This window comes from Halomonas sp. E14 (genome assembly GCF_052568415.1).
Genome location: NZ_CP199423.1, coordinates 3,548,342 through 3,565,665 on the forward strand (window position 1 = coordinate 3,548,342; position 17,324 = coordinate 3,565,665).

The 17,324-nt window shown below is 66.1% G+C and carries 14 protein-coding genes; 1 reads left to right on the forward strand and 13 read right to left on the reverse strand.

What is annotated here, in order from left to right:
• Positions 1-2 precede the first annotated feature (2 nt).
• The 5 genes from tpiA to rlmE all read right to left on the reverse strand — a co-directional run bounded on the left by tpiA (position 3) and on the right by rlmE (position 6,050).
• Entirely contained in the window at positions 3-752 is a 750-nt protein-coding gene (tpiA, locus tag ACT7B3_RS16700) for a triose-phosphate isomerase (RefSeq protein WP_445158709.1), read from the reverse strand.
• 72 nt (positions 753-824) lie between these two features.
• On the reverse strand, positions 825-2,174 hold the full coding sequence (glmM, locus tag ACT7B3_RS16705) for a phosphoglucosamine mutase (protein ID WP_445158710.1): 1,350 nt from the start codon (positions 2,172-2,174) through the stop codon (positions 825-827).
• Positions 2,167-3,030, reverse strand: coding sequence for a dihydropteroate synthase (folP, locus tag ACT7B3_RS16710; protein ID WP_445158711.1), 864 nt, complete (start codon positions 3,028-3,030; stop codon positions 2,167-2,169). Before folP ends, glmM begins: the two co-directional genes overlap by 8 nt.
• 94 nt (positions 3,031-3,124) lie before the next feature.
• Positions 3,125-5,137, reverse strand: coding sequence for an ATP-dependent zinc metalloprotease FtsH (gene ftsH, locus ACT7B3_RS16715; protein ID WP_445158712.1), 2,013 nt, complete (start codon positions 5,135-5,137; stop codon positions 3,125-3,127).
• Positions 5,138-5,360: 223 nt separating this feature from the next.
• Complete coding sequence (gene rlmE, locus ACT7B3_RS16720; protein ID WP_444679021.1) at positions 5,361-6,050, reverse strand: 23S rRNA (uridine(2552)-2'-O)-methyltransferase RlmE; 690 nt, start codon at positions 6,048-6,050, stop codon at positions 5,361-5,363.
• Positions 6,051-6,190: 140 nt separating this feature from the next.
• Between rlmE and yhbY the strand changes: the two genes are divergently transcribed.
• Positions 6,191-6,517: a ribosome assembly RNA-binding protein YhbY gene (yhbY, locus tag ACT7B3_RS16725; RefSeq protein WP_444679020.1), complete on the forward strand. Its 327-nt coding sequence runs from the start codon at positions 6,191-6,193 to the stop codon at positions 6,515-6,517.
• Between the two features lie 88 nt (positions 6,518-6,605).
• Here yhbY and greA read toward each other — a convergent pair whose 3' ends face one another.
• The 8 genes from greA to dnaK all read right to left on the reverse strand — a co-directional run bounded on the left by greA (position 6,606) and on the right by dnaK (position 17,206).
• The gene (gene greA, locus ACT7B3_RS16730) at positions 6,606-7,082 is read right to left on the reverse strand and encodes a transcription elongation factor GreA (protein ID WP_445158713.1); all 477 of its coding nucleotides are present in this window, start codon (positions 7,080-7,082) and stop codon (positions 6,606-6,608) included.
• Positions 7,079-10,324, reverse strand: a complete 3,246-nt coding sequence (carB, locus tag ACT7B3_RS16735; RefSeq protein WP_445158714.1) for a carbamoyl-phosphate synthase large subunit — start codon at positions 10,322-10,324, stop codon at positions 7,079-7,081. Before carB ends, greA begins: the two co-directional genes overlap by 4 nt.
• Positions 10,325-10,375: 51 nt before the next feature.
• A complete protein-coding gene (gene carA, locus ACT7B3_RS16740) occupies positions 10,376-11,521 on the reverse strand; it encodes a glutamine-hydrolyzing carbamoyl-phosphate synthase small subunit (RefSeq protein WP_445158895.1) in 1,146 nt (381 codons plus the stop codon).
• Between the two features lie 275 nt (positions 11,522-11,796).
• On the reverse strand, positions 11,797-12,603 hold the full coding sequence (dapB, locus tag ACT7B3_RS16745) for a 4-hydroxy-tetrahydrodipicolinate reductase (RefSeq protein WP_445158715.1): 807 nt from the start codon (positions 12,601-12,603) through the stop codon (positions 11,797-11,799).
• A 53-nt stretch (positions 12,604-12,656) separates the two neighbouring features.
• A complete protein-coding gene (locus ACT7B3_RS16750; RefSeq protein WP_445158716.1) occupies positions 12,657-13,562 on the reverse strand; it encodes a DMT family transporter in 906 nt (301 codons plus the stop codon).
• Entirely contained in the window at positions 13,559-13,840 is a 282-nt protein-coding gene (locus ACT7B3_RS16755) for a DUF2218 domain-containing protein (RefSeq protein WP_445158717.1), read from the reverse strand. Before ACT7B3_RS16755 ends, ACT7B3_RS16750 begins: the two co-directional genes overlap by 4 nt.
• A 177-nt stretch (positions 13,841-14,017) precedes the next feature.
• Entirely contained in the window at positions 14,018-15,169 is a 1,152-nt protein-coding gene (gene dnaJ / locus ACT7B3_RS16760) for a molecular chaperone DnaJ (RefSeq protein WP_445158718.1), read from the reverse strand.
• A 105-nt stretch (positions 15,170-15,274) separates the two neighbouring features.
• Entirely contained in the window at positions 15,275-17,206 is a 1,932-nt protein-coding gene (gene dnaK, locus ACT7B3_RS16765) for a molecular chaperone DnaK (RefSeq protein ID WP_444679008.1), read from the reverse strand.
• Between the last annotated feature and the right edge of the window lie 118 nt (positions 17,207-17,324).

A 17,324-nucleotide genomic window follows, 5' to 3' on the forward strand; every position in this document is an offset into this window, starting at 1 on the left:
GTTCAACCTGCTGACTGACAAATGGCTAGGAAATCGCCGACCTTGAGCGAGGCACCGCCCACCAGGCCGCCGTCGATGTCCGGCTGAGCCAGCAGCTCAGCCGCGTTGTTCGCATTCATGCTGCCGCCGTAGAGCAGGCGCATGTCCGCTGCCAGCTCACGGTCGAAGCTGGCCTGGTACTCACGTATCCAGGCCATGACCTGCTGAGCCTGCTCGGGCGTTGCCGTCCGCCCCGTACCGATGGCCCACACCGGTTCATAGGCAATCACCACGCGCGGCCGCTGCTCCGGCTCCAGGCGCGCCATGACATAGCCCACCTGGCGCAACACCACTTCCTTGGTCTTGCCGGCATCCCGCTCTTCCAGGGTTTCGCCCACGCACAGGATCGGCGTGATGTCGGCGCTCAGTGCCGCCAGCAGCCGATCATGCACGGCCGCGTCATCCTCGCGATAGAGCTGGCGCCGCTCGGAATGTCCGACCAGGGCGTACTCGACGCCAAATTCCTTGAGCATGCGACCGCTCACCTCGCCGGTACGCGCCCCCGAGTGCAGCGGATTCAGCGTCTGCGCCCCCAGCCGAAGCGGGGTGTCGGCGAAGGCCCGCCGCGCCGCGTCCAGGTAGGGGAAGGGCGGCAGGATGACGACGTCGAGCGCCTGCGGGAGAGCGGTTTCGGCAAAGCTGCGACCGAAATCCTCGACCAGCGAGGCCGAGCCGTTCATCTTCCAGTTTCCGGCGATCAGCGGCGTTCGCATGCGGGATCCTCTTTCCAAGTGGAGCGAAATGGTATAGGAGGTGCCGTGTCAAGACAACCGTCGGCGCCAGCATCAGGCCAGCTGGCTTTGCACTTCCCCGGCCAGCCTGCGCGCCAGGCCGTCGACATCGAGATGCGCACGCCCTTCTACCATGACCCGAATCAGCGGCTCGGTGCCCGAAGGGCGCAGCAGCACTCGCCCTTCATCGCCAAGCTCGGCCTCAAGGGCGGCTACGGCATCCTTCACCGCTGGACTCGCCATCAGCGCCTTGGCGTCGCTTCCCGGCGTGAGGCGCACGTTGACCAGCGCCTGGGGCACCTTCTCCAGCCCGGACAGCAGCGCCTGCAGCGGCCGGCCTTCGCTGACCATGATGGCCAGCACCTGCAGCGCCGAAACGATGCCGTCGCCGGTGCTCTGCACGTCGGAGCAGACGATATGGCCCGACGACTCGCCGCCGAGCTGCCAGCCGTTGGCCAGCAGGCGCTCCACCACGTAGCGATCGCCCACCTTGGCCCGCTCGAAGGGGATGCCCAGCTGCTGCAGCGCCATGGCCAGGCCGAAATTGGTCATCAGGGTGCCGACCACGCCACCCTGGAGGCGGCCACTCTCGAAGCGATCGCGGGCGATCAGGTACAAGATGTCGTCGCCATCCACCTCGCGCCCATCGGCGTCGACCATCAGCACCCGGTCGCCGTCGCCGTCGAAGGCGACGCCAAGGTCGGCGCCCTGCTGGATCACCGCGGCGCGCAGGCAGGCCGGCGAGGTGGAACCCACGTCACGGTTGATATTGAGGCCGTCGGGGCTCGCCCCCATCAGGCTGACCTCGGCACCCAGCTCGCGGAACACGCTCGGTGCGATGTGGTAGGTGGCGCCATGGGCGCAGTCGACCACCATCTTGATCCCGTGCAGGCTCAGCCGGTTGGGAATGGTCGACTTGCAGAACTCGATATAGCGACCGGCGGCATCGTCGATACGCACCGCCTTGCCGAGGCGGTCGGCCGCCACGGTGGTCAGCGGCTCGTCGAGCATCGTCTCGATGCGCTCCTCGAGCTCGTCGGCCAGCTTGGTGCCCTGGGTGGAGAAGAACTTGATGCCGTTGTCGGCAAAAGGATTGTGCGAAGCCGAGATGACGATACCGGCATCGGCGCGGAAGGTGCGCGTCAGGTAGGCGATCCCCGGGGTGGGCATCGGACCGAGCAGCGCCACGTCGACACCGGCCGCCGACAGTCCGGCTTCCAGAGCCGATTCGAACATGTAACCCGAGATACGCGTGTCCTTGCCGATCAGCACCCGGGCGCGGCCGGACTCGCGCTTCAGCACGTGTCCCATGGCCCAGCCCAGCTTGAGCATAAAGTCCGGCGTGATGGGGTACTCCCCCACCGTTCCGCGAATGCCATCCGTCCCGAAGTATTTTCTAGTCATGCTCACAGCCTTCCTTGAGTACGGCCCAGGTCATGTTCACCGCATCCAGGACCGGGCCAACGTCATGGACACGTAGAATGCGGGCGCCGCGCTCGACCGCCAGTGCCGCCAGCGCCAGCCCACCGGGCAGGCGCTCCTCCACCGGGCGATCCAGCACTTTGCCGATCATGCTCTTGCGCGACATGCCCACCAGCAGCGGCAGCTCGAGCGCGGCTAGCCCTTCCATCCGGTTGAGCAGGCGCAGGTTGTGCTCCACCGTCTTGCCGAAACCGAAGCCCGGGTCGATCAGCAAACGCTCGCGACGCAGCCCGGCCGCCTCGCAGGCCGCCACCCGCGCCAGCAGGTAGTCGCCCACCGCAGTCTCGATGGGCACCTCGTACCGAGGGGCCTGCTGCATGTCCTGCGGCTCGCCCTGCATGTGCATCAGGCACACCGGCAGGCCGGTGCCAACCGCCGCCTCCAGCGCCCCCTCGCGGGTGAGCGCACGCACGTCGTTGAGCATGCCGGCGCCCAGCGCCGCAGTTTCGCGCATCACCGCGGGACAGCTGGTATCGACCGAGACCAGCGCATCGAGATCCCGCACCAGGCGCTCTACCACCGGAGCGACGCGATCCAGCTCCTGCTGGGGAGAGACCGGCCGCGAGCCGGGGCGCGTCGACTCGCCGCCCACATCAATGATCGCCGCACCCTGGGCCAGCATGCGCTCCGCGTGGCGCAGGGCGTCATCGAGCTCCAGGTGGCGGCCGCCATCGGAGAAGGAGTCGGGGGTGACGTTGAGAATCCCCATCACACGGGGAAAGGAGAGATCGAGACGATGCCGCCCACAGGGCAACCAGGTCACTTTGCTGTCTGTCATCCTGTCGATCCAATCGAGGCTATCGAGGAGGAAGGGGCATTTTACGCCAAAAGGCGCTCCCCGAGCGGGGAGCGCCTGCATGGATCACGCTGCGTCAGCTGGCCGGTCCGCCCAGCGGATCGGAAGGACGACGGCGGGGTTCGTCATCCTCGTCCTCATCGCCATGATCTCCACCATCGTGGCTACCGCTATCGGTCGGCGCCGTACTCGGCTCGTCACTGCGCGGGGCTTCGACCTCGTCGACCACCGGCGAACCGGCACCCGAGTCGCCGTCATCCCAGCCCTTGGGCGGACGCGGCGTGCGTCCTTCCATGATGTCCTTGAGCTGGTCAGCATCGATGGTTTCGTACTGCATCAGCGCTTCAGCCATGGCGTCGAGCTTGTCGCGATTCTCTTCGAGAATGTGCTTGGCCCGGGCGTAGCATTCGTCGATGACCTTGCGCACTTCCTTGTCAAGCCGCGAGATGGTCTCGCCGGACTTGAGCTTGCCGCCGCCCTGGCCGGGGCCGCCGAGGAACTGGTGCGACTCGTCCTCGTCGTACATGATCGGGCCCATCTCCTCGGAGAGCCCCCACTTGGCGACCATGTTGTGGGCCAGCTCGGTGGCGCGCTTGATGTCGTTGGATGCCCCGGTGGTGACACCGCTCGGCCCCAGCGTCATCTCCTCGGCGATACGACCGCCAAACAGCGAGCAGATCTGGCTGATGATCTGCTGGCGCGACAGGCTGTAGCGATCCTGCTCGGGCAGGAACATGGTCACGCCCAGGGCGCGGCCACGGGGAATGATGGTGACCTTGTAGACCGGGTCGTGCTCCGGCATCACCAGGCCGATGATGGCGTGGCCCGACTCGTGGTAGGCGGTGTTGAGCTTCTCCTTGTCGGTCATGACCATGGAGCGGCGTTCGGCGCCCATCATGATCTTGTCCTTGGCCAGCTCCAGCTCCTCCATGCCCACCAGGCGCTTGTTGCGCCGCGCGGCAAACAGCGCCGCCTCGTTGACCAGATTGGCCAGGTCGGCGCCGGAGAAGCCCGGCGTGCCGCGAGCGATGAACGAAGGCTTGACGTCGTCGGCCAGTGGGACCTTGCGCAGGTGAACGTTGAGGATATGCTCGCGGCCGCGGATATCGGGCAGCGGTACCACCACCTGGCGGTCGAAGCGGCCCGGGCGCAGCAGCGCCGGGTCGAGCACGTCGGGACGGTTGGTGGCGGCGATGACGATAATGCCCTCGTTGGCCTCGAAGCCGTCCATCTCGACCAGCAGCTGGTTGAGGGTCTGCTCACGCTCATCGTTGCCGCCGCCCATGCCGGCGCCGCGCGAACGACCCACGGCGTCGATCTCGTCGATGAAGATGATGCAGGGGGCCTGCTTCTTGGCCTGCTCGAACATGTCGCGCACGCGCGAGGCACCCACGCCGACGAACATCTCGACGAAGTCGGAGCCGGAGATCGAGAAGAACGGCACCTTGGCCTCGCCGGCGATGGACTTGGCCAGCAGCGTCTTGCCGGTACCCGGCGGGCCCACCATCAGCACACCGCGGGGGATGGTGCCGCCCAGGCGCTGGAACTTGGAGGGATCGCGCAGGAAGTCGACCAGCTCCTCGACCTCCTCCTTGGCCTCGTCGCAGCCGGCGACATCGGCGAAGGTGGTCTTGATCTGGTCTTGGGAGAGCAGCTTGGCCTTGGACTTGCCGAAGCTCATCGGCCCGCCCTTGCCGCCGGCACCGCCCTGCATCTGGCGCATGAAGAACATGAAGATGGCAAGTATCAGCAGGATCGGGAAGCTGGCGATCAGCAGCCGGGTCCACAGGCTCTGCTCCTGCGGCTCCCTGCCGACCACGGTGACGTTGTTGGTGAGCAGATCGTCGATCAGCTTGGGATCTTCCGCCGCCGGACGGATGGTCTGGAACTGGGAGCCGTCGGCACGCTCGCCGGTGATGCGGTAGCCGTCGATGGTCACGCTGCGGATCTGCTGGTTCTGCACCTGCTGGACGAACTGGGAGTAGTTCATCGTCTGCGGCGTCGTGTCGACGGTGAAGTTGTTGAACACCGTCAGCAGCACCGCCGCGATGACCAACCAGAGGATCAAGTTCTTCGCCATATCATTCAAGGGACTACCCTCACTGCAAGCTACTCAGGGCCAACGATGCCTGGGTGTAAGACCATGGGTGGGCAGACCACGTTCCCTTCGGCTCACCACGCCCATGACACCCTACTGTGGCACAGTTGGACGGCCGTGTCTGGCCATCATGCTATTAGTCTTACGCTATCGGTACCTCGGGCGGGCCGGACGCGTCGCGCAAACCGGCTCGCCGTGGACCAAGCCATGTGGCTCAGCCGCGAAATCCTTCCGCCAGCAGGTAGACCTCGCGCGAGCGAGCGCGAGAGGCCTCCGGCTTGCGGGTCACCACCCGGGCGAAGCTGTCCCGCAGCGCCTTGAGGTAGCTATCGAACCCTTCGCCCTGGAACACCTTGGCCAGAAAGCGGCCTTCTGGCCGCAGGGTCTGGCGCGCCAGGTCGAGCGCCAGCTCCACCAGGTACATGGCCTGGGGCTGGTCGATGGCACTCATGCCGCTCATGTTGGGCGCCATGTCGGACATCACCAGGTCCACCGGGCGACCGCCAAGCGCGGCCAGAATCGCCTCGAGCACGGCCTCTTCGGTGAAGTCGCCCTGGATGAAGTCGACGCCGGCCAGGGCGTCCATCTCGAGAATATCGGAGGCGATCACCAGCCCCTCCGACCCCACCCGATCGGCCGCCACCTGGCTCCAGCCGCCGGGGGCCGCCCCCAGGTCGATCACCGCCATGCCCGGACGGAACAGGCGATCCTTCTCGTCGAGCGCCAGCAGCTTGTAGCTGGCACGGCTGCGGTAGCCATCCTGCCAGCTCTGCTGAACGAAGCGATCATCGAAGTGCTCCTTCAGCCAGCCCTTGCTGGTCTTGCTGGCAGCGTGTTTCGCGGCACGCTGCCGATCCGAGGCGCCGGAAGCGCCGCCGCGTGAAGAGGAGGTGGAACGAGCCACGGCATCACCTTGATGACGAACGAAGACAGCTGGCAGGCCTGGGCCTGTAACGGCAAGATGCGGCGAAACACGCGCTTTCGTTGCCGCGCGATTCACCGTACCATGGTGCGCTAAGCGCAACCGAGAAGACGCAACATACCATGAGCTTGTCACAGGCACAAAAGAAAGCATTTCGCAGCATCGGCCACCACCTGAACCCGGTGGTGACGGTGTCGGAGAACGGGATCTCCGAGGGCGTGCTGGCGGAACTCAACCGGGCACTGGCCGATCACGAGCTGATCAAGATCAAGCTGGCCCTGCCCGAGCGCGACGACCGCGCCGCCATGCTCGAAGAACTGCTGGCAGCCAGCGGCGCCGAACGCGTGCAGACCATCGGCAAGATGGCCCTGCTCTACCGCAGGAACCCCCAGGCCAATCCGAAGCTCTCCAACGTCAAGCGCTTCGAGAATCACCACGGCCGGCACTGAACCAGCCCGAACTCTCCATCCGGCCCAGCCAGGCCCTGGAATGCAAAAAGCCCGCGATGCGGGCTTTTTGCTGAGTGTTGCCTGTCGCTCAGTGGTGCTCGACGCTGCCGATCTCGTACTCGACCTCGCCGCCCGGCGTGCTGACCACCACCACGTCGCCCTCCTCCTTGCCGATCAGGGCACGGGCGATGGGCGAGGTGACGGAGATCTTGCCACTCTTGATGTCGGCCTCGTCCTCGCCGACGATCTGGTAGCTGACCTCCTCGTCGTTGCCGAGGTTGATCAGCCCCACGGTGACGCCGAAGATCACCTTACCCGTCTTCGGCAGCTTGGCCACGTCGATCACCTGGGCATTGGAGAGCTTGCTCTCGATCTCCTGGATGCGCCCCTCGATGAAGCCCTGCTGCTCGCGGGCCGCATGGTACTCGGCGTTCTCCTTGAGATCGCCATGCTCACGCGCTTCGGCGATGGCGGCGATCACCCGGGGGCGCGCCTCGCTCTTGAGCTCCTCGAGTTCCTTGCGCAGGCGTGCCTCGCCGGCAACGGTCATCGGGACCTTGTTCATTGCGTTGCTCCTGCATGCAGTTCCTGAAGCCGCCGCACCGTAATCTCGTTGCCATACTCCAGCGCCATGCAAACGGCGCTCGCCCCTGCCAGGGTGGTGGCATAAGGCACCTTGCGGGCCAACGCGGTACGACGGATCACCGAGGAGTCGTTGATCGCCTGGCGACCCTCGGTGGTATTGACGATATAGGCGATGTCGTCGTTCTTGAGCAGATCGACGATATGCGGACGACCTTCGTAGACCTTGTTGACGACCTCCACCTCGAGCCCGGCGGCTTCAAGGGCGGCAGCGGTGCCGCGGGTCGCGCACAGCGTGAACCCCAATCCTAGCAGAGAACGGGCGATCTCGATAACGCCCGCCTTGTCCGGCTCGCGCACCGAGAGAAACGCCTTGCGCTCGCCGGTCAGCGCCGGGATCGCCTCGCCGGCCCCCAGCTGCGCCTTGTAGAACGCCTCGGCGAAGGTCTCGCCGGAGCCCATCACCTCACCGGTGGACTTCATCTCCGGCGACAGGATCGGGTCGACGCCCGGGAACTTGTTGAACGGGAACACCGCTTCCTTGACGCTGTAGAAGTGCGGCACGATCTCGCGAGTGAAGCCCTGCTCGGCCAGGGTCTTGCCGGCCATGCAGCGTGCCGCGACCTGGGCCAGCGAGGTGCCGATGCACTTGGAGACGAAGGGCGCGGTGCGCGAGGCGCGCGGGTTGACCTCGATGACGTAGATCTCGCCGTCCTGCCACGCCAGCTGCACGTTCATCAGGCCTACCACGCCAAGCTCCACGGCCATCTTCTTGACCTGCTCGCGCATCTCGTCCTGCACGTCTGCCGGCAGCGAGTAGGGCGGCAGCGCGCAGGCGGAGTCGCCGGAGTGCACGCCAGCCTGCTCGATATGCTGCATGATGCCGCCGATCACCACTTCGTGGCCGTCGGAGACGGCATCGATGTCGATCTCGATGGCGGCGTTGAGGAAGTGGTCGAGCAGCACCGGCGAGTCGTTGGAGACCTTGACCGCATGGGTCATGTAGTTCTCCAGCTCATCGGCGGAGTAGACGATCTCCATGGCGCGCCCGCCGAGCACGTAGCTCGGCCGCACCACCAGCGGGTAGCCGATCGCCTCAGCTTTGGCGAAGGCCTCGTCGAAGCTGCGCGCGGTGGCGTTGGGCGGCTGCTTGAGGCCCAGCTTGTCGATCATCTGCTGGAAGCGCTCGCGATCCTCGGCGCGGTCGATGGCGTCCGGGGTGGTGCCGATGATCGGCACGCCGGCGGCCTCGAGCTCACGAGCGAGCTTGAGCGGGGTCTGGCCGCCGAACTGCACGATCACGCCGACCGGCTGCTCCTTGTCGGCGATCTCCAGCACGTCCTCCAGGGTCACCGGCTCGAAGTAGAGACGGTCGGAGGTGTCGTAGTCGGTGGAGACGGTTTCCGGGTTGCAGTTGACCATGATGGTTTCAAAGCCGTCATCGCGCATGGCGAAGGCAGCGTGGACGCAGCAGTAGTCAAACTCGATGCCCTGGCCGATGCGGTTGGGCCCGCCGCCCAGCACCATGATCTTCTGCCGATCACTGACCTCGGCCTCGCACTCCTCCTCATAGGTGGAGTACATGTAGGCGGTGTCCGAGGCGAACTCGGCGGCACAGGTGTCGACGCGCTTGTAGACTGGGCGGATGCCGGCATTTTGCCGGGTCTTGCGGAACTCCTTCTCGGAGACGCCGAGCAGCTTGGCCAGGCGCGCATCGGAGAACCCCTTGCGCTTGAGGCGGAACAGCGCCTGCGGCGTCAGCTCGGAGAGCGAGCGCTGGGCCACGTCCTGCTCGATCTGCACCAGCTCCTCGAGCTGGACCAGGAACCAGGGGTCGACCTTGGTCAGGGCGAAGATCTCCTCCACGCTCATGCCGGCGCGCATGGCGTCGGCGATGAAGAAGATGCGCTCGGCGCCGGCCGCCCGCAGCTCGCCCTTGATATGGGCCATGGCGTCGTCGCTGAACTCGCCGGCCTTGAACTCGGGAAACTTGGGGTCGAGGCCGTCGTTGCCGGTCTCGAGCCCGCGCAGCGCCTTCTGCAGCGACTCCTGGAAGGTCCTCCCGATGGCCATCACCTCGCCCACCGACTTCATCTGGGTGGTGAGGCGGTCGTTGGCCTGGGGAAACTTCTCGAAGGTGAAGCGCGGAATCTTGGTGACCACGTAGTCGATCGACGGCTCGAACGAGGCCGGGGTGCGCCCGCCGGTGATGTCGTTGGAGAGCTCGTCCAGGGTGTAGCCCACCGCCAGCTTGGCGGCGATCTTGGCGATCGGGAAGCCGGTGGCCTTGGAGGCCAGCGCCGAGGAGCGCGACACCCGCGGGTTCATCTCGATGACCACCATGCGCCCGGTCTCGGGGTCGACGCCGAACTGCACGTTGGAGCCGCCGGTCTCGACGCCGATCTCGCGCAGCACCGCCAGCGATGCGTCGCGCATGATCTGGTATTCCTTGTCGGTCAGCGTCTGCGCCGGGGCCACGGTGATCGAGTCGCCGGTGTGCACGCCCATGGGGTCGAAGTTCTCGATCGCACAGACGATGATGCAGTTGTCGTTCTTGTCACGAACGACCTCCATCTCGTACTCCTTCCAGCCCAGCAGCGACTCGTCGATGAGCAGCTCCTTGGTGGGCGAGAGGTCGAAGCCGCGATCGCAGATCTCCTCGAACTCCTCCTTGTTGTAGGCCACGCCGCCGCCGGAGCCGCCCATGGTGAAGGAGGGGCGGATGATCACCGGGAAGCCGAGTTCGGCCTGGATCTCCCAGGCCTCTTCCATGGAGTGGGCCACCTTCGCCTTGGGGCACTCCAGGCCGATGTTCTTCATCGCCTTGTCGAAGCGGTCGCGGTCTTCAGCCTTGTCGATGGTGTCGGCGTTGGCGCCGATCATCTCCACGCCGTACTTTTCCAGCACGCCGTGCTTGTCGAGCGCCAGGGCACAGTTGAGCGCGGTCTGGCCGCCCATGGTGGGCAGGATGGCGTCGGGACGCTCGGCCTCGATGATCTTCTCCACCGCCTGCCAGGTGATCGGCTCGATGTAGGTGGCGTCGGCCATGGCCGGGTCGGTCATGATGGTGGCCGGATTGGAGTTGACCAGGATGACCCGGAAGCCCTCCTCGCGCAGTGCCTTGCAGGCCTGGGCGCCGGAGTAGTCGAATTCGCACGCCTGGCCGATGACGATGGGGCCGGCGCCAATGATCAGGATGCTCTGGATGTCGGTACGCTTGGGCATGGTGCTCCCCGCAAAATAAGGTGACGAATGGCGACGTTTTCGGGGCTCGGCCTAGCGGCGGGCCTTCATCATCTCGACAAACCGATCGAACAGCGGCGACACGTCGCGCGGACCGGGACTCGCTTCCGGGTGACCCTGGAAGCTGAAGGCCGGGCGGTCGGTCAACTCGATGCCCTGCAGGGTGCCGTCGAACAGCGACCGGTGGATGGCGCGCACATTGCCGGGCAGGCTCGCCTCGTCGACGGCGAAGCCGTGGTTCTGGCTGGTGATCATCACGCGGCCTGTATCGAGGTCCTGCACCGGATGGTTGGCGCCGTGGTGGCCGTGGTTCATCTTCACCGTGCTGGCGCCGGCGGCCAGCGCCAGCAGCTGGTGGCCCAGGCAGATGCCGAACACCGGGATATTGGTCTCGAGGATTTCCTGAATCGCCGCGATGGCGTAGTCGCAGGGCGCGGGGTCGCCGGGGCCGTTGGCCAGCAGGATGCCGTCCGGGTTGCGCGCCAGCACTTCGCCAGCCGGGGTCTGGGCCGGCACCACGGTGAGGCGACAGCCGCGGGAGGCCAGCATGCGCAGAATGTTGTACTTCACGCCGTAGTCGTAGACCACCACGTGGAAGGGGCGTTCGCTGCCACTGACATCGACATTGCCCTGGCCCAGCGCCCACTCCGCCTCGCTCCACTCATAGGCCTGCTTGCAGCTGACCTCCTTGGCCAGGTCCATGCCCTTGAGGCCGGGGAAGTCGCGGGCCGCCGCCAGCGCACGCTCGACGGCGTCGTCGCCCTCGGCCTCGCTGCCGGCCAGGATGGCACCGTTCTGGGCACCCTTGTCGCGCAGGATGCGGGTCAGGCGCCGGGTGTCGATGTCGGCGATGCCGAGCACGTTGCGGCTCTTGAGGTAGTCGGAGAGCGACTGCTCGGAGCGGAAGTTGCTGGCAATCAGCGGCAGGTCGCGGATCACCAGGCCGGCGGCGGCGATACCGTCGGACTCGACGTCCTCGGCGTTGACGCCAGTGTTACCGATGTGCGGATAGGTCAGGGTCACGATCTGTCGGGTGTAGGAGAGGTCGGTGAGGATCTCCTGATAGCCGGTCATGGCCGTATTGAACACCACCTCGCCGCTGGTCTGGCCATCGGCGCCGATGGCGGTGCCATGAAACACGCTGCCGTCTTCCAAGGCCAATATCGCGGGTCTGCTCAATGCGGGGCTGTTCAAGACAAGGTCCTCCCATGCTGGTGCGAGCCCGAGGGGCGCAGGCTCGGCGGCTATCGTCATAGCGACAGATTCGGCTCGTAAAAAAGCGGGACGAAGCCGATAAAAAACCGGTTTCATCCCGCTTGTTGTCTCTGTTTGCTCGGGGGCTGGCCACGCAACAAGCGCGCAGTAGGACTGCTGTTTTCAGGCGCCCGGCCAAAATTTTAGAGATGTTACAGGATTCTGCCCTTCTCGACCACCCCCTTTAGGGAAGCGCTTCCTTAGTCCAGCCCGAGTACGTCCTGCATGCCGTAGCGTCCATTACTCTGGTCGGCCACCCAGCGCGCCGCCCGCACCGCGCCCTTGGCGAAGGTCATGCGGCTCGAGGCCTTGTGGGTGATCTCGATGCGCTCGCCCTCGGTGGCGAACATCACCGTATGTTCGCCGACGATGTCGCCGGCGCGCACCGTGGCGAAGCCGATCTCCTTGTCGCTGCGCGGCCCGCACTGGCCGACACGCTCGAACACACCGTGCTCCTTGAGCGTGCGCCCCAGCGCCTCGGCCACCACTTCGCCCATCTTCAGCGCGGTGCCGGAGGGCGAGTCGACCTTGTGGCGATGGTGGGCCTCGATCACCTCGATGTCGTAGCCCTCGTCGCCCAGCGCCCTGGCCGCGGTCTCGAGCAGCTTCAGCGTCAAGTTCACGCCCACGCTCATGTTGGGGGCGAAGACGAAGGGCAGCCGCTCGCGGTAGCCGTCGAGCTCGGCCAGCTCGTCGTCGGCCAGGCCGGTGGTGCCGATCACCATGCGTTTGCCGTGCGCCGCGCAGAAGGCCAGGTTGGCCAGCGTGACCCGGGGCGCGGTGAAATCGATGAGCACATCGAAGTCATCGACGATGGCCTCGAGCGAGTCCACCGCGGCGACGCCCAGCTTGCCGAGCCCCGCCAGCTCGCCGATATCGGCCCCGGCCAGCGAACTGCCCGGCTCGACGATACCGCCGGCCAGGGTGGCGCCGGCATCCTCCTGCACGGCGTTGACCAGGGTGCGGCCCATGCGGCCGGCGACACCGACGATGGCGATACGGGTCATGCGGACTCCTGAAGATGAAGACGACAATCACGCGAGTATACCAGAGCGATGGCTCAGCGGGCCTTGCCGTCCTGACGCAGCAGTAGTCCGATGGCAACGAGCACCAGCGCGCTGCCCGGCAGCCAGTGCCAGCCGAGCTGCTCGGGGGCGGTGGCGAACAACACGAGCATGGAGACAAAGGGCACCATGTAGCCGTAGGCGGTCACGGCTCCTGGGGTGAGCACCGCCGTGGCGCGCTGCATCAGCCAGAAGGTGAGCGCGCTGGAGAAGAGCCCGAGATAGACCACCAGGGCCAGATCCTGCCAGCGCATGGCGACGAGGTGGGTAGCCGGCTCGATGGCGAGCCCCAACAGGCCGATGGCGAGCCCGCCCAGCCCCAGGCTCCAGAAGGTGCGTACCGCCGCCGACTCGGGCAGCCACTGTCGCGCCAGCCCCCACTTGCTCAGCACCGGGTAGAGCGCCGACGACACGCAGCCGAAGAAGAACACCGCCTCGCCGATCCCCACCCGCATGCCTTCACCGTGGCTGCGGGCCTCGGCGAAGGCGAGCGCCAATGCTCCGGCGGCGCCCAGCGCGAGGATGGCCGGCAGCTGCCAGCCCAGCCGCTCGACGCGAAACCCCAACCCCAGCAGGTAGGCCAGCAGCGGCACGCTGACGTAGAGGGTGGCCATGGAGAGCGCGGTGGCGTGATGGGCGGCCCAGAACATGGCACCGAAGAAGCCGGCCAGGCACAGCCCCATCAGCGTGTAGAGCGGCAGCAGCCGCCAGGGCGGCCAAAAATCGTCGGCACGCCGCGCCAGCCACCACAGGCCGGCGCAGGCGATGGCGAAGCGCAGCGCGGTGAGCGACAGCGGCGGCAGCTCGCTCATCAGCCCCACAGCGGGAAACGACAGCCCCACCAGCAGCGCCCACAGCAGCATGCCGAGGTGGGCGAGCCGGGGCGCTATGGGTGCACTCAATTTTCCCAGACGATGGCCAGCTCCTCGTCGCCCGCCATGCGCTGCAGGTGGGCGTCGACCACGCCCTCCAGGCGATCCAGGGTCTCCTCATCCAGCGCCTCGACGGCCACCACCAGCTTGCCCGGCTCGACGCGCATCACGCAGGAACCCTCCTCGAACGCCACCCGGCTCTCCTCCTCGCCCTGCGCCACCTCCAGCTTGTGCGCCCAGTGCTTGCACAGCCGGTTCATCACCCTCGCCCCGGACTCGGTGGCAATCTCGGCACGCGACATCGGCATAGCAACGATCTCCATTCGTATCGGAGCTACCAGACTAAGACGGCGGCTGAATCGGCGCCAGCCCCGAGGCGGGCACCGCTCGGAACAATACGTTCGCTTGATCGGATCAAAGGATCGGCCCCGGCACTTGGCGTGACCGGGGCCGAAAAGCGAGAAAGGAAAAGAAGCTTGCCGATATTACGGCTTCATATCCTCAAAGAACTTCTTCACGCCGTCGAAGAAGCTGGTCTTCTTCGGCGAGTGGCTGTGGCTGTTGCTGCCGTCGAGGCTCTCCTGCAGCTGGCGCAGCAGCGCCTTCTGCTCCTCGCTGAGGTTGACCGGGGTTTCCAGCACCACCTTGCACAGCAGGTCGCCGGGGGGGCCGCCGCGGACCGGCTTGACGCCCTTGCCGCGCAGCCGGAACAGCTTGCCGGTCTGGGTTTCCGCCGGGATCTTGAGCTTGACCCGGCCGTCGAGGGTTGGCACCTCGAGCTCGCCGCCCAGCGCGGCATCGATGAAGTTGATCGGCACCTCGCACTGCAGGTGCTTGCCGTCGCGCTGGAAGATATGGTGCGGCTTGATCGCCACCTGCACGTAGAGGTCGCCGGGCGGGCCGCCGTTGACGCCGGACTCGCCCTCGCCATTGAGGCGAATGCGGTCGCCGGTGTCCACCCCAGCCGGGATCTTCACCGAGAGGGTGCGGGTCTCGCGCACGCGCCCTTCGCCATGGCACTTGTGGCACGGCACCTTGATGTGCACGCCGCTGCCGTGGCAGGTCGGACAGGTCTGCTGTACGGCGAAGAAGCCCTGCTGCATGCGTACCTGGCCGTGGCCGTTGCAGGTGGGGCAGGTCTCCTTGGTGGAGCCCGGCTCGGCACCCTGGCCGTCGCAGCGGTCGCACTCCACGTGGCGGGGCACGCGGATATCGACCGTGGTGCCGGAAACCGCGCTCTCCAGGTCGAGCTCGAGGTTGTAGCGCAGGTCGCTGCCACGCTGCGGCGCATGCGGGCTGCGCCGGCCGCCGCCGCCACCGAAGATATCGCCGAACACGTCGCCGAAGATGTCGCTGAAGCCGCCGGCGCCGGGGCCGCCGAAGCCGCCGCCACCGAAGCCGCCGGCCTGGCCGTCGACCCCGGCATGGCCAAACTGGTCGTAGGCGGCACGTTTCTCGCCGTCGGAGAGAACTTCATAGGCCTCGGAGACCTCGCGAAACTTCTCCGCAGCAGTGTCGTCATCCGGATTGCGATCGGGATGGTACTTCTGCGCCAGCCGCCGGTAGGCCTTCTTTATGTCTTTGGTGTCGGCCCCACGCTCGACGCCGAGCACTTCGTAATAATCGCGTTTGGACATGGGTCCATGCGCCTCCTGGTCTAGGCAGTTGTGCCCGATCCGCGGAAACGGCAACGCGGGAGTCGTCCTCCCGCGCTACCGTCGTCCGTGGCATCGCCTTGGCGATTACTGCTTCTTCTGGTCGTCGTTGACTTCTTCGTACTCGGCGTCGACCACGTCGTCGTCCTGCTTGCCTCCGGCATCGGCCTGCTCGCCACCGGCCTGCTGGGCGGCCTCGGCCTGGGCGGCGTACATCTTCTGCGCCAGGTTGCCGGACGCCTCGGTCAGCTTGTCCAACTTGGCCTGGATGGCGTCCTTGTCGTCACCCTTGAGCGCTTCCTCGAGCTCGGCGATGGCGGCCTCGATGGCCTGCTTCTCCTCGTCGCTGGCCTTGTCGCCCGCTTCGGAGAGGGTCTTGCGCGAGGCGTGGATCATGCCATCGGCCTGGTTGCGCAGTGCCACCAGCTCCTCGAACTTCTTGTCCTCGTCGGCGTGGGCCTCGGCGTCGCGCACCATCTGCTCGATCTCTTCATCGGAGAGACCGCTGGAGGCCTTGATGATGATCGACTGCTCCTTGCCGGTGGCCTTGTCCTTGGCCGACACGTTGAGGATGCCGTTGGCGTCGAGGTCGAACGCCACCTCGATCTGCGGCACGCCGCGCGGCGCCGGCGGAATGTCGGCCAGGTCGAAGCGACCCAGCGACTTGTTCTGGCCGGCCTGCTTGCGCTCGCCCTGCAGCACGTGGATGGTCACGGCGGTCTGGTTGTCATCCGCGGTCGAGAAGGTCTGGGTCTTCTTGGTCGGGATGGTGGTGTTCTTCTCGATCAGCGGGGTCATCACACCGCCCAGGGTCTCGATGCCCAGGGTCAGCGGGGTGACGTCGAGCAGCAGCACGTCCTTGACGTCGCCGCCCAGCACGCCGCCCTGGATCGCCGCACCCACGGCCACGGCCTCGTCCGGGTTGACGTCCTTGCGCGCTTCCTTGCCGAAGAAGTCGGCCACCTTCTTCTGCACCAACGGCATACGGGTCTGGCCGCCGACCAGGATCACGTCGTCGATCTCGGAAGCGGACAGGCCGGCATCGGAGAGCGCAGTCTTGCACGGCCCCAGCGAGCGCTGCACCAGGTCCTCCACCAGCGACTCCAGCTTGGCCCGGCTCACCTTCACGTTGAGGTGCTTGGGCCCGGTGTTGTCGGCGGTGATGTAGGGCAGGTTGACGTCGGTCTGCTGGGCGCTGGAGAGCTCGATCTTGGCCTTTTCGGCGGCTTCCTTGAGGCGCTGCATGGCCAGGTTGTCGCCGGACAGGTTGATGCCGCTGTCGGCCTTGAACTGCTCGACCAGGTAGTTGATCAGCGCCATGTCGAAGTCTTCGCCACCCAGGAAGGTGTCGCCGTTGGTGGCCAGCACCTCGAACTGGGTCTCGCCGTCGACATCGGCCACCTCGATGATCGAGATGTCGAAGGTGCCGCCGCCCAGGTCGTACACGGCGATGGTCTTGTCGCCGCGCGACTTATCCATGCCGTAGGCCAGCGCCGCCGCGGTCGGCTCGTTGATGATGCGCTTGACCTCGAGCCCGGCGATGCGCCCGGCGTCCTTGGTGGCCTGGCGCTGGCTGTCGTTGAAGTAGGCCGGCACGGTGATCACTGCTTCGGTGACCGGCTCGCCCAGGTAGTCCTCGGCGGTCTTCTTCATCTTCTTCAGCACTTCGGCGCTGACCTGCGGCGGTGCCAGCTTCTTGCCCTTCACCTCGACCCAGGCGTCGCCGTTGTCGGCTTCGGCGATGGTGTAGGGGACCATCTTGATGTCCTTCTGAACGACATCGTCCTTGAAGCGACGGCCGATCAGGCGCTTGATGGCGTACAGGGTGTTCTGCGGGTTGGTGACCGCCTGGCGCTTGGCCGACTGACCAACCAGCGTCTCGCCATCATCGGTGTAGGCGATGATGGAGGGCGTGGTGCGAGCGCCTTCGGCATTCTCGATCACCTTGGCGCTGTCGCCGTCGAGCACGGCCACGCAAGAGTTGGTGGTCCCCAGGTCAATACCGATGATGCGTCCCATAGGAAATCCTCGAAAAATTCGTTTGCCTTGAAGTCGTGCTGCGGCTACCGCCGCGGTTGACGTCTATCTGGGGGCGGCCGATGACTTTTCAAGCCCCACCCTGCCTTTCATTCTCGCT